The sequence below is a fragment of the Bacillus sp. DNRA2 genome, from assembly GCF_012843265.1.
Taxonomy (GTDB): Bacteria; Bacillota; Bacilli; order Bacillales; family Cytobacillaceae; genus Bacillus_BU.
The window spans coordinates 170,732-184,943 of record NZ_JABAIT010000001.1 but is presented as its reverse complement, the minus strand read 5'-3'; the positions used below and the strand labels follow the sequence as shown (position 1 = coordinate 184,943).

At 35.4% G+C, this 14,212-nt stretch carries 9 protein-coding genes; 2 read left to right on the top strand and 7 right to left on the bottom strand.

Annotation, left to right across the window (positions count from 1 at the left end):
* Window positions 1–6: 6 nt before the first annotated feature.
* The 6 genes from rfbA to HHO41_RS00815 form a co-directional block, all read right to left on the bottom strand.
* Window positions 7–882, bottom strand: coding sequence for a glucose-1-phosphate thymidylyltransferase RfbA (gene rfbA / locus HHO41_RS00840; protein ID WP_169094925.1), 876 nt, complete (start codon window positions 880–882; stop codon window positions 7–9).
* Window positions 883–1,018: 136 nt separating this feature from the next.
* Window positions 1,019–1,735: a glycosyltransferase family 2 protein gene (locus tag HHO41_RS00835; RefSeq protein ID WP_169094924.1), complete on the bottom strand. Its 717-nt coding sequence runs from the start codon at window positions 1,733–1,735 to the stop codon at window positions 1,019–1,021.
* Window positions 1,736–1,750: 15 nt separating this feature from the next.
* Complete coding sequence (locus HHO41_RS00830; RefSeq protein ID WP_169094923.1) at window positions 1,751–2,578, bottom strand: glycosyltransferase; 828 nt, start codon at window positions 2,576–2,578, stop codon at window positions 1,751–1,753.
* Window positions 2,575–3,783 (bottom strand): O-antigen polysaccharide polymerase Wzy, encoded by a 1,209-nt coding sequence (locus tag HHO41_RS00825; RefSeq protein ID WP_169094922.1) that lies wholly within the window; start codon window positions 3,781–3,783, stop codon window positions 2,575–2,577. Before HHO41_RS00825 ends, HHO41_RS00830 begins: the two co-directional genes overlap by 4 nt.
* 103 nt (window positions 3,784–3,886) lie before the next feature.
* Window positions 3,887–4,501 carry a YveK family protein gene (locus HHO41_RS00820; protein WP_169094921.1) on the bottom strand — a complete coding sequence of 205 codons (615 nt, stop codon included), beginning with the start codon at window positions 4,499–4,501 and terminating at the stop codon, window positions 3,887–3,889.
* Window positions 4,502–4,554: 53 nt separating this feature from the next.
* A complete protein-coding gene (locus HHO41_RS00815) occupies window positions 4,555–5,340 on the bottom strand; it encodes a glycosyltransferase family 2 protein (protein ID WP_211170991.1) in 786 nt (261 codons plus the stop codon).
* A gap of 339 nt (window positions 5,341–5,679) precedes the next feature.
* Between HHO41_RS00815 and HHO41_RS00810 the strand changes: the two genes are divergently transcribed.
* Together HHO41_RS00810 and HHO41_RS00805 are read left to right on the top strand one after the other, a co-directional pair.
* Entirely contained in the window at window positions 5,680–6,663 is a 984-nt protein-coding gene (locus tag HHO41_RS00810) for an LCP family glycopolymer transferase (protein ID WP_169094919.1), read from the top strand.
* A gap of 147 nt (window positions 6,664–6,810) precedes the next feature.
* A complete protein-coding gene (locus tag HHO41_RS00805; RefSeq protein ID WP_169094918.1) occupies window positions 6,811–8,175 on the top strand; it encodes a DUF6056 family protein in 1,365 nt (454 codons plus the stop codon).
* A 49-nt stretch (window positions 8,176–8,224) separates the two neighbouring features.
* Here HHO41_RS00805 and HHO41_RS00800 read toward each other — a convergent pair whose 3' ends face one another.
* Window positions 8,225–13,894, bottom strand: a complete 5,670-nt coding sequence (locus tag HHO41_RS00800) for a PA14 domain-containing protein (protein ID WP_169094917.1) — start codon at window positions 13,892–13,894, stop codon at window positions 8,225–8,227.
* Window positions 13,895–14,212 lie beyond the last annotated feature (318 nt).

The window sequence follows — 14,212 nt, the reverse complement described above, 5'->3', positions numbered from 1 at the left end:
TTTACCTCACTTTGTCCCTTGGGTCGCTACTTTAACCAAGTATTGGCCATATTGATTTTTCATTAATGGCTCGGCAAGTTCTAATAACTTATCTTTTGTAATGTAGCCCATTTTATATGCAATTTCTTCTAAACAAGCAATTTTTAAGGATTGACGCTTTTCAACTGTTTCGATAAACTGGGATGCTTCTAATAGGGAAGCATGAGTTCCGGTATCTAACCATGCATAACCACGACCTAACAATTCAACATTCAACTCACCCATATCCAAATAGGCTTTATTGATATCAGTGATTTCTAGTTCACCACGTGGCGATGGCTTGATGTTCTTCGCAATATCCACAACACGATTATCATAAAAATAAAGACCAGTAACCGCATAATTTGATTTTGGTTCAGCAGGCTTTTCTTCAATTGAAATTGCCTTGCCTTCCTCATTAAACTCAACAACGCCAAAACGCTCTGGATCGTTAACGTAATATCCAAAAACTGAAGCGCCCGTCTCACGAGAAGCTGCATTTCTTAAAAGATTCGTTAAACCATGACCATAGAAAATATTATCTCCTAAGACTAATGCAACATTATCATCACCGATAAATTCTTCACCAATTAAAAATGCTTGTGCCAATCCACCTGGATGTGGCTGTATTTTATAGGAAAAGCTCATGCCCAAATCAGAACCATCACCTAAAATTTGTTCAAACCGAGCTGTATCTTCTGGTGTTGAAATGATTAAAATATCCTTAATTCCTGCCAACATTAACACGGAAAGCGGATAATAAATCATTGGCTTATCATATACTGGTAATAATTGCTTTGAAACCACTTTTGTTAATGGATATAATCTTGTTCCACTTCCACCCGCCAATATGATTCCTTTCATATTAAAGACATCTCCTCAGCTTCATTAATATTGATCTACAAAAAATTACAAAATGCGCCCTATCATCCTCATTAATTATAAGAAAGCGTGTAAAAAAAGACAAACAACCCTCTGTTTTGTAACATAAAAGTAATACTTAAGACTTACTTTTTTTATATTGAAGGACAGCTTTTACAGTCCCGATGCGTCCTGACAATTTTTCCGTATATGATCGTTTTCGCATTCCCGTTACATTTCCACCATGGCGAACATATTTCATTAATGGTTCATCAATATAAACAATCTTTTTCTTCTCTAGCATTGCAACAATCGCAATCCATTGATCATGCATTTCGATATCTTTTGGTAATGGAAGGAATAATGGAACTAACTCCTTTTTGAAGGCCATCATCGCCCCTGTAAATGCATTTTTAAGAATGTTCCCAAGTAAACCTTGAAGAATATTATTACTATTATACGCATTCCAAGATTTATTCATTGTATGTAAATCACCATCGACAACCAATGCATCATGGACAACCAAATCAGCATGTTCATTTTGAAAGGCGTTTACTACCTTACTTACCTTATCCTCTTCCCAAATATCGTCTTGGTCACATAAAAAAATCACGTCACCATCTGCAAATCCTAACGCTTTTTCAAAGCTCTTGATTGCTCCCAGATTCTCCTTATTTATAAATACCTCAACCTTATTCCCATACTTTTGTTTAATAAGTTCAACCGTATTGTCTTTTGAACGATCATCAACAATAATGACCTGATCGTCTTCATTTAGCTGATTTAAGACAGAATCTAGTTGGCGGATAATAAATGAGGCCCCATTATAAGTTGCTAAACAAACTGAAATCTTCATTATTTATAACCCTTTCTAGACAGAAACCAGTCGACGTAAAGTATAGGCTGCAATCTTTTTGTTTTTTACCAAGAGCATCTGCTTTAATAGTCGCTTTATTAATTGACGCTTATAGGCAGGTAACAAATCTTTTTTATATTCTTTATAAAACCTTATTTCTGAGTCTAAAATGCTTTGGTAACGTTTAAGTGAAACGTTCGCATAATCCATAACCGATAGTTCATGAGCAATTACTGTATCAAGAATCATCACCTTATAGCCGTTTTCATATATTTGATGAAATAACCAATGATCTAAATAATCTAAAGGAAATTGCTCATTAAATCCGGATATTTCAGTTAAAAACGAAATTTTCAGCAAAGCACCTGAATTTATTGCCATAACTGATGTGTTTTGAATCCCGGCAACTGGTTTATTCCCTTGCAAAGGGCGTAATCTATCGCTAAATACAGGTGATATCAGCGCACTTTCTGATGTAATCATCGGTACAACAGCAGCAACATCTTTATTAATTGAATTTAGCGAAACTAAGCAATTAAAGTATTCTTCTGTCAAGGCTGTATCGTGGTCTAGCAACAACAACCAATCGCTCCCATTTTCCTTTGCATAATGAAAAGCGAAGTTATAAGCAGTCACAATTCCAATGTTTCTGGGATCATGTTTATAGATCACATTTACATTTTCTATTTGCTCAGGGATGCTTTGTGCATCTGGACTGTTATCATAAATGATTACAGAAAGATTGCTAAAAGACTTTTTATGCAGGATACTCTTTAACGATTGATAAGTCTTAGATTCACTAATCTTAAGTTTATAAACGACCATTACAATTGTTGTGTTCATAATACTTTTCCTCTAGTTACTGGCTTTTTTTTTGAAAACAGTGTAAACAGCAATGGATAGACTAACTGAAAGCTTAATCCGGTAAAAGAGAACATATTACTAAAAGTGTTAAACACAAAGATAGAATTTAATATCGCAAGACCGACAATAAAGTAATCACTGTTTAAATTTTTCAATAACAATATATAAAATAATGCAAATCCAAACATAAACATGATCAATAACGATATGCCGACCCAACCCAAAATAACATAGGATTGAGCAAAAGCGGTTGATACGTTAAGTTCAGGTGTAATTTGAAGACTGTTTGGAATGTTTATTTCGTATGAACCAACAATTCTTTTGCTAATAAAATCAGGTAATACCTGAGTTACAGAAAAGACAAAGGTGTCACTTCCAGTAATGTCATTCTCGTATTCAAAGTTATTAATAGTTTCTTGCAAATTCGCTAATGGAGATGAAATATAGATATAGGGCCAAAAGAATTCTTCTGGTATAATTGAATCTTTGAACTCATCTGTAGCCCCACCAATTTGTAAAAAAAGACTATTATCAAACATGGAAGTATTAGTGTTATAAGAGTTGTTTACCCTCATATTCCCAACAACACCGAAAAAATATAAAAACACAACTAATAGCAATGATAATCCTGCGATTTTTTTAAGAGTAATCTTATGTTGATACTTGATTAAATACACAAAAACACAGCTCATCATGATAATGACTAGCATACCTCTGTTCATAATAAGCAATGATGGGATTAAATTTAGAATATACAACACAATCGTTTTAGTTCGTTTCTCTTTTTCAGATAAAATTACTTGAAACAGAAAAATGGAAAAAAAGGAATTAAACGTAACTAAAAACACATGAAATGTGGGAATACCAAATTCATGATAGCTTAGTGAATTCCCTGTAAATATTGCTAATAATGGGAAATTCCGATGGTACAAAAATTCTATGAAGTAACCAATCAAAATCGCATAAGTAATCCAACGGTAATATTCTTTATATATTAATCGATTAAATTCAATAATCTTATATTTCATTAAATAATTTCCAATAAGGATCGCTACTACAATTGAAATAATAAGAAATAACAATAGTGTCAGTCCAAGGTCAGGATATAAATTAGACCATTTTAATAAGTAGGCCACCAACACTGCGAGAAATGAAAAACCGTGTATAAAATAAGGATTTATCACGCTTATGATGACTCCTTTCTAGAAAAACTCCAGGTCGATAATACTTTTACATCCCTCATATCAACAAATAATTGAAAAGTTCTATTTTTAAAAGACATATTTATTAACGAATTGTTTTCTTTTTTGAAGTCAAATTAAATATAAATGCGATTAAAGCACCAAATACAAGACCTAAAATAACTCCCATAACCATATTAGCGTTAGATCGTGTATGAAGAATTTTAGATTCCTGACCGCTCTTTGCCACCTCTACCACTTCAACAATGTCAACGTCTAAATATTTATCAGCAACTTTAGTAAAGTTTTGTGCAGCGGAATTTACCAACTTTGTTACTTTTTCCTGATTGGCGTCCTCTGCAGTTACTCTGAAAATATGTGAATTGTTTTCATTAGCAACTTCAAGTTTGTCAGCTAATTCTTTAGCGCTTTCATCTAATTTTAATTCTTTTTTTACATTATCCAGTACGACAGGAGTTTCAATTAATGTTTGAGCTGTATTCAAAAATCGCCCAATTTCATCAGTTTGATTAATGACGATGCCTGCTTCAGGTTCCTTTTTTTCAATCAATACCAAAGCAGACGCTTTATATGTTGGTGGAGGCCCTTCTGGAACTAGCATTCTCCCAACCAAACCACCAATTACTGTAAAGAGTAAAATAACCCAAACGTATTTTTTAATAAATTTCATTAAGTCATTAATTAACAATGTCCCTTCCATAGTTACCCTCCGCAAATATAGATTATTTTAATTGCATCTTTAAACCCATGAAACTAAATAAATTTCCAGCCCCACTTATTAAAAAATTTAATCATTGACTTGATAAAAATTTTAAATAATCGGGAGTTTTTATGTGCACCTCGTTCATAGTAGTGAACTACATTTGAAAAAGGAGTGTACACAATTCTCATTTGACGCTTTTTTAACTCTAAACATAGATCGTAGTCTTCAAAATACATAAAGTAACGATCATCAAATCCATTAACATCTTTGAATGCATTATTTCTAATTAACATAAAGCAGCCCGACCCGATTCGAATATCGACAAAACGGTCATTGGGGATACTCCGTAATTCATAAGAAGAAAGACGTTTTGCGAACATGTTTTTTACAAATTTAAACGGAATAAATCTAAGGGCATAATCAAATACTGAAACACGGTCACGCATTAAATGTTGAGCAGTGCCATCCGGATTCAACACTTTCGGAACTAATAATGAAATGGTTGGATCCTTTTCCATATTATCCAACATTCTCAATAGATCCTCTCGTTTCAAGATAATATCCGGATTAAAAATTAAGAAGAATTCCTCTTTAGCATTTAATAAATTATAATTATGTCCGAAACCGAAACCATTATTTTCATGATAGAATGTAATATCAGCAAAATCCTCATAATTCTTTAATTTCTCCGTATATTCATTACTAGAATGATTATCAAAAATTACAAAGCGGAATCTGCTGTCATTTCCAAACTCTTCTTTTATATTGTCCAAAACCCGAAATATATGCTGACTATTATAGGTCACAATGCTTATTGCTACTTTGGGATTATCCACTGAATTCACACACTCTCTCATATCTTCTTGTATATTTATTATTACTTTTTATTTAATAATGTATTAATAAGAACGACCAAGGTAAAATAACAAATAAACTTTTCAATATTACTTCTAAAATACTATAATTGTAGTTATTTCAGAATTTTCCTCCAAATTCCAGGGCTCCTTCATGACTACAAAGCATAATTATAGCATTATGTTGTCGGATTTTGTAGCGTAGGTTCACCAAATTTTTTAATTATAGTTGCAACATTCGTAAGTTGACGCTTATAATTTTTAGGAGACTATAAAAATAAAAGATATGAATAGGACCTAAATAAAGAAGGGATATCACAAATGGAAAGTAGAATTAATAATAGAAGGAAAAAGAAGCGGAAATCGAAACGAATTGCTTTAATTACCTTTTCCCTTCTAATTTCTGGGATTGGAATTTTTCTATATAATATTTACAGCGATGTTGCCCGTGCAGTTAATAATATGAATAAACCGATTGAAAGAAAAGTGTCAGAGAAACGGGAAGAGAAAGTTGAGTTTGTTAAAAAGGATCCTATTTCAATTCTCCTTGTAGGGGTTGATGAACGAGATGGTGATAATGGTCGGACTGATTCCATGCTCGTCATGACTCTTAACCCCGAATTAAAAACAACAAAGATTGTCAGCGTACCACGGGATACACGTGCTCAATTAATCGACCCTGAAGATGGAGAAGTAAGCAGAACTGATAAGATGAACCACGCATATGCATATGGTGGAATCGAAATGACCATTAGTTCTATCGAACATTTTTTAAACATACCAATTGACTATTACACAGAAGTAAACATGGAAGGTTTTGAAGACATTGTCAATGCGGTTGATGGAATCGATGTTTACAACGAGTATGAATTCGAATTGGATGGTGTACACCTTACAGAAGGTGAGCACCATTTAGACGGTGAAGAAGCATTAATGTATGCACGAATGAGAAAACAAGATCCTCGCGGTGATTTTGGACGACAAGAAAGACAACGCGAGGTCATTTCAAAGGTAATCGAAAAGGGCAAATCCCTTAAAGCATTAACTAATTACGATGAAGTTCTCCAAGCACTAGAAAAAAATATCAAAACAAATCTTACTTTAAATGAATTGGTCGGTATACAGCAACAATACAAACCAGCAGCCGAAACAATTGAAAAAATTGAAATTGAAGGAACAGGCCAAATGATTAATAACGGGAAAATGGATATTTGGTATTATATTGTAGAAGCCGAAACAAGACAAGCGCTTTCAAATCAACTTCGGGATCATTTGGGACTTGAGCCAGGCTTAATAGATGAATAGTTATAACTCCAGAGATAAATAAATTAAAGGGTTCAGACAATTGCTCTGGACCCTTTTTAAGATTAATTTTGCTGTTTTTCATATCCTTTAAAAGACCATTAATACTAAACAACTCAAAACAGTAATTCAGAAAGTAGGATAATAAGAATGCTACTAAAGCAGAAAAATTGGTTTGTTTATTCATTCATATTTGTTTTACTCTATCTATACCAATTAATTGTTACGATTCTACCCGGGGACGACACGATATTTTCCGAGGCATCTGATCAATACTCACTTGTAGAATGGCTTTCACAACGGTATTCACAATGGTCAGGCCGTCTTTTCCCTGACACAATGGTGTATTTCTTTCTTGATGAAAATGTATGGTTATGGCATATTATGAATCCCCTCATGATGCTATTGCTTGCATTTAGTATTGTCAGGATAATAAAGAAGATTACAACATGGCAGGAAATAGTAATTACACTTTTGGTGCTTGGTTATTTTGCACAAAGTGTTCTAAGCTCTGGCTTTTTTTGGATAACAGGCTCATTTAATTACTTATGGCCTATCGCATTAGGGGCTTTTTCTATGATTCCTTTTACAGACAAAGTATTTAGAAAAGATCATCTTACTATTAATTGGAAATTAAGTATTCATTTAATTGCTGGTATCCTTGCCTCAATTGGCAATGAACAAGTCGCGTTATCAGTAGCTTGTTTTTCTGTATTGGCCTTGATCGTTCTTATAATAAAAAAACAAAAGACAGATTTGTTTTTTGTGTTTTTCACTTTAATGGTTATCATTGGAGCATGTATTCAGCTTTTTGCTCCCGGAAACCAAGTCCGTTACGAAGCGAATACAGAATTTTGGTTTCCCGGATTCGACCAATTAAGCTTAAAAGATCATTTTTATTTAGGAACCATCTGGGCTTTTGAAAAACTTTTTAGGGATATGAAATATATTTTATTATTGCTATCAACTATTGCGATATTGGTTCAATTTAGTGAAAATAAGAAATCCCCTTCCTTCATAACGGTCCTTTTCGCTTTGCAATATACCTTAACAATTGGATTACATATTATTGGTGATAAAATAGCTTATTTATATGACTTCATCAAAATTAAAAATTATTCGTTTGCCGAAAGTCTTTTTACACTTTGGAATATGCCTTTAGATTTTCTTGTAGCATTATTACCTTATATTTATTGGACTCTTTACATCATGCTTCTTGCTTACATCCTTTTCAACATTAATAAAAATAAAAATCGCTATTTCGTCATTATTATTTTGGTAGCAGTTATTTCAACTCTTGTTGTAATGTTCTTTTCACCTACCATTTATGGATCTGGCAATAGAGTCTTATCTGTCGCTTCAGTTTTATTAGCACTGTTAGTTGTAAAAACCATTATTGAACATCAATTTTGTAATCGGTTATACACAATATCAATTTTAGCTAGTTTTTCATTATTAAATCTAGCTATCATGTACATAAAATGGCATTTTAATGGTTTCAACTCCTTTTTATAAAAAACAGTCTGCTCCATTATTCGGGCAGACTGTTTTTATAATTTTGAATCTAATTTATGAAGTTGTAAAACTCTTGTGCAAAGAACCCAATTTTTGCAGCCCATGCCTCGTCTGAAGCATATTGATGCCAACTATTATCAAACCGCATATTATCAATTGTAGGTTGATAGAAAGGCAATACATCATCTGTGTCCCCACTGCGAATTACATAGTTACTGCTAATCCAGCATGCTCCAGCCACAATACCGCCTTCTTTAGTCGTATAATCATAGGCACCTTCAGCAGGTTTAGAGTCTATTGCTCCAATACCGTAATAATTATACTTTGTTTTAACAATTGTGGAAGTACCCCAACCAGTTTCTAGACCAGAATGAGCCAGTAAATAAATCGCATTAAGACCGCTTTGTTCTTGAGCGATTAAATAGGCGTATCCCATTCCCGTCATATTTGTTGTTTTACCACCAGTTTTGTAATTTATGAATTGGTTTATTTGCTCCGCTGTAACATTAGCCTTCGCATTTAGTGGAGTAAAAATATTAACCTGATTTGTTGTAGTTCCTACCTTATTAAATTCATATTTAATCAGATTATAACCTTGATTACCACTAGTCGTTATGGCTCCCCATATCCATCCACGTTGTCCGGCGGCAGTTTGAATATAATACCATTCAGTATATGAAGTACCCGGCACTGTTTGCTGGTCTAGTACGTAAACCCTTGAACCTGCAGTGACAGTACCAAGACTACTACTTGAGCTTGAGGCACTACTTCTTAATGTGCGAGCTTCTTTAACTAGCCATAAATCCTCGGTTAAATTGTTTTCAAGATAATCCTTGTGAACCCAGCCAACACTACCATCCTGAGTTTGGATTTTGGCTGCATAATTTTTCTCTTCAATTAAATACACTAAGTCACCATACCCTAATTCCATATATCTTGTATAGCTTGGATTATAATACGTCAGATGCTTAGTATAATCCGCTAACTCCTCATAGCTACGATAAACCGGTAAATTAATTGCAGAAACTAATTTTGCGTTCTGTGAAGTAATATTCATTAAGTCAACCTTGAGCTCCGCCACACCTGTATTATCATAATACTCTACGACAATCTCATGATTACCTGCGCCAAGAGTAATATTAGATTCATTATCTGCCGAATTAACCTTATCCGTCCAAGAATCGATAGTCAACGCACCATCAACGTAAACGCGAATTCCATCGTTTGCTCTAGTTTTGATTCGATAGATTCCTGTTTCAAAATAAGCCTTTTTGACAAATCGAGCAGAAAATCCATCAGCAGGTATTTTAGCCTGTGGTTGACCTGTTCCCCAATTAAAATTCAAATCAAGAATTGGGGTTTGCGCTTCCTTACCACCAATAATCATTGGTTCCCCAGTCAGCGTTTTATTTGGATATAGATAACCAACCCATTGGTTAGTATCTAACGCACTGCTCAAAGGCTGAATAAAGAATTCCAAATTACTTTGGCTAGATGCTTCATAATATTGAACTTCAATCCAATGTACATTCTTTTCATCAGGATTTGTTGTACTCTGGTCAGAAATTGATACCTTTACAGCATCTTCCTTAGAATCACCTAGCGTCCAACGATCTAAAACAAGTTTTCCATCAATGTAAACACGAACTCCATCATCTGCCCTCGTCCGTATTAAATAATCGCCCGCAGCCAATCTTTTAGCAGTACGATATACAGCGGAAAAATTGTCTGCCGGAATAACATTTTGAACAGGACTGTCTAGACCATTATTGTCAACCAGAGCTTTATTCACTCCAGTTGGTGAAATAACCTTAGCCGCAGCAGGAGTTTTTCCGATTGATGTTGTTGGATAATAGTATGCAAGCCAAGTATCAAATGGAAGAATGTGTGATGACACAAATGCTTGCCCCGTATCTTCATAATAATTTGTTGATACTTTATGTTCTCCTGCAGTCATATTGAGTAGCAGAGCAGTATCCATTGTTCCATCAGAATTAGACCATCTATTAATTTTCAAATCATTATCGACTTGAACCTTTATTCGGTCATCAGCAACAGTTTGAATGAAATAATCTCCGCTATTAAAAGTTTGCGATTGATCAAAATAAGCTTCAAAACGGTCAGTCGGTAAACTTTCTGGTCCAGCACTTCCCCAATTTTGAAACACTTGATTAGAAAATTGATAGAATACATTATCAGTAGAAATTTTCTCATAGTTAAATTTCAAATTTGCAAGACCAGTATTTTCATAATACTCTACTGTAACTGTGTGCATACCACCATCTAAATAAAGAGCATTTTTTCTAATAGCGGCTTCACCTACTGACCAAGAGTCAATAATTAGCTGATTATCTACTTTTACTCTCACACCGTCATCAGCTTGTAGTGTAAATAAATAAGTTCCTTTATCGAAATTAACCTTTTTAGTATATCTTGCTGAAAACTGATCAACAGGTATTGAAGTATGAGGGGAACTTGTACCCCAGTTAAAGTTAATTTCTTGGATTTGATTAGTTGAAGATTTTCCACCTATTAATAACGGAATGCCCTCTAAATTCTTATTTGAGTAATATTCACCAATCCAATTATCCTGGATGGCTTGTTCGTAGGATTCCAAGAAAAATTCCACTTTACTGATATTTGCGCCATCATAGTATTCCACATCAATCCAGTGTACGTTCTCCTCACCCACTTTGGCATTTGCCTGGTCAGCGATTTGGATTTTAACGGCATCCTCTTGGAAGTTTCCTGCTGTCCAACGATCCAGCACAAGTTTACCGTCTACAAAAACCCGAACTCCATCATCTGCTTTCGTGCGTAAAATATATTCCCCAGCTGCGATTCGCTTTGCAGTAGTGAAACGAGCCGAGAAGTTATCAGCAGGAATTCCTACAGCAGGAGCACCTAAACCATAATCCTGGGAAAGCTTTTTCAAATCTCCTTCAGGCTGGATTAGCTTAGCAGCAGTTGGAAGTCCAGACAGATCACGATTTGGATAATAATAGGCAAGCCATGTATCAAATGGCACTACATCGGAAAATACTGCAGCACCACCAGTGTTCTCATAATAGTGGGTTCTAACTGTGTGATTTCCTTCTGTAACATTGGGCCAAAGCGCCCGATTTTGCTCCCCACCAGAATCACTCCAACGGTTAATTAACCACTCACCGTCAGCCTCAACCTTAATTCCATCATCGGCAACTGTCTGAACAAAATAGTCGCCTCTTGTAAAGCTTTTTGACTGATCAAACTTAGCAACAAAATAATCTGCAGGCATATTGCTATTTGGACTTCCAGCTCCCCAATTATGATGAACACCATTTTCAGCCTTTTCTTGTAACTCAGCATACTTTTTATAATTAAAGGATAACTTGGCACCACCAGCATTTTCATAATACTCTACTTTAATTACATGGTTACCTTGCTCCAGATTCACTTTCGCGATATTTTTTTCGCTATTTGAACTATTCCAATGGTTGATAATCAACTGATCATCTACCCAAACTCGAACTCCATCATCAGAAGTTGTTTCAAATAGGTACATTCCTTCATCAAGGGCCACATCTTTTGTGAATCTTGCAGAATAAAAATCTGCCGGAATTGAACGATGAGGTGAACCAAATCCCCAATTAAAATCAATCGTAGAAAGCTTTGTTGCCGAATTCTTTCCACCTACAACGGCGGCTTTCCCCGTTAAATTCATATTAGGATAAAATTCGGCTAACCAAGAGTCATCTTTCGCCAGTCCGTAAGGTTCTAAGAAAAACTCCACCTTACTATTACCTGCACCTTCATAGTATTCTACGTCAATCCAGTGGACATCCTTTTCAGAAACATTAGCGCTTGTCCTGTCAGATATATTAATTTTGACAGCATCCTCTTGGAATGCAGCTGCACTCCAACGATCCAGCACTAACTCTCCGTCCACATAAACACGAACTCCATCATCCGCTTTTGTGCGTAGGATGTACTCTCCGGCTGTAATTCGCTTTGCTGTTGTATAACGAGCCGAGAAGTTATCAGCAGGAATTCCTACAGCAGGAGCCCCTAAACCATAATCCTGGGAAAGCTTTTTCAAATTACCTTCCGAATTAATCATTTTAGCAGCAACCGGCAGACCTGATAGATTGCTATTTGGATAGAAATAGGCAAGCCATGAATCAAATGGCACAACATCGGAAAATGCTGTAGCTCCGCCTGTACTTTCGTAATAATGGGTTTTTACGGTATGATTCCCTTCTGTTACACCGAGCCATAGGGCACGATTACGGTCGCCACCAGAATCACTCCAGCGATCGATTAACCAGTTACCGTCTGCTTCAACCTTGATTCCATCATCAGCAAGTGTCTGAACAAAATAGTCGCCTTTAGGGAAAAACTTTGACTGGTCAAATTTAGCGATAAAGTAATCTGCTGGTATCTTGCTATTTGGACTTCCAGTTCCCCAATTATAATGAACACCGTTTTCGGCCTTTTCTTGTAATTCCGCATACTTTTTATAATTGAAGGATAGCTTAGCACCGCCAGCATTTTCATAATACTCCACTTTAATCACATGCTTACCCTGCTCTAGATTCACCTTCGCGGTTTTTCTTTCGCTGTTTGAACTATTCCAATTATTGATAATCAACTGATCATCTATCCAAATTCGGACTCCATCATCAGAGATTGTTTCGAATTGGTACACCCCATCTTCAAGGATGAGCTCTTTAGTGAATCTTGCAGAATAGGAATCTACTGGAATAGAAGGGTGCGGTGATCCTACTCCCCAATTAAAATCAATCATAGAAAGCTTGGCTGTTGCATTTTTTCCACCTACAACAACGGCTTTTCCTGATAAATTCATGTTAGGATAATACTCGGCTAACCAAGAGTCATCTAATGCTTGCTTGTAGGCTTCTAAGAAAAACTCTACCTTGCTGTTACCCGCGCCTTCATAATATTCCACATCAATCCAATGTACATTTTCCTCGCCTGCTTTAGCGCCGGATTGGTCAGAAATGTTAATCTTAACTGAGTCCTCTTGGTACGCAGCTGCACTCCAGCGATCCAATACCAATTCTCCGTCCACAAATACACGAACGCCATCATCCGCTTTTGTGCGTAGAATGTATTCGCCAGCCGTAATACGTTTTGCAGTTGTAAAACGAGCAGAAAAATTATCAGCAGGAACACCAGCGATTGGTGAATTAACTCCATAATCCTGAGAGAGTTTTTTCAACTCTCCTTGCGGCTGAATGAGCTTGGCTGCACTTGGAAGACCAGAGAGATTGCGATTAGGATAATAATAAGCTAGCCAGGTATCGAATGGTACCACATCGGAAAATACTGCAGCACCACCAGTGTTCTCGTAATAGTGGGTTTTAACTGTGTGATTTCCTTCTGCAACATTGAGCCAAAGCGCCCGATTTTGCTCCCCACCAGAATCACTCCAACGGTTAATTAACCAATTTCCATCTGCCTCAACCTTAACTCCATCATCAGCAAGAGTTTGAACAAAATAATCTCCACTTGCAAAGCTTTTTGACTGATCAAATAAACCTTTAAAATAGTCCACTGGAATTCCACTTGCAGGACTTCCATTTCCCCAATTAAAGTGGACAGGAGTTCCAGCTGGAGGTGAATAAATATTTTCTTCAGCAAACACGGTCGATCCGAAAGGAATTATCGCAGACAAAAGACCGATTCCTACTTTAGATATTAAATTGTTATGAAACAAATCGTATTCTAACCTCCTAATATATCTTACTGTTATAATACTAAAATAGTATCTATAGGACATAATATCATATTTTTACCATAAAACCCTTTATACTCAACGTTTTTTCAAAAAACTTTAAACTAATCATTTTTTAGTAATAAGAAAATAGACAGAAAAAAACACCCTAGAAATTTACAAAAAATAAATTCCTTAAGATGTTTTCTTATTTAAGAATAGCATATTTTATTTCTTTTTTTTCATCCATATAACAAATACATGAAATTACCACAATCGATATGCCTGAAATTGTTAAACTCAAGTATTTGGTTTTAATGT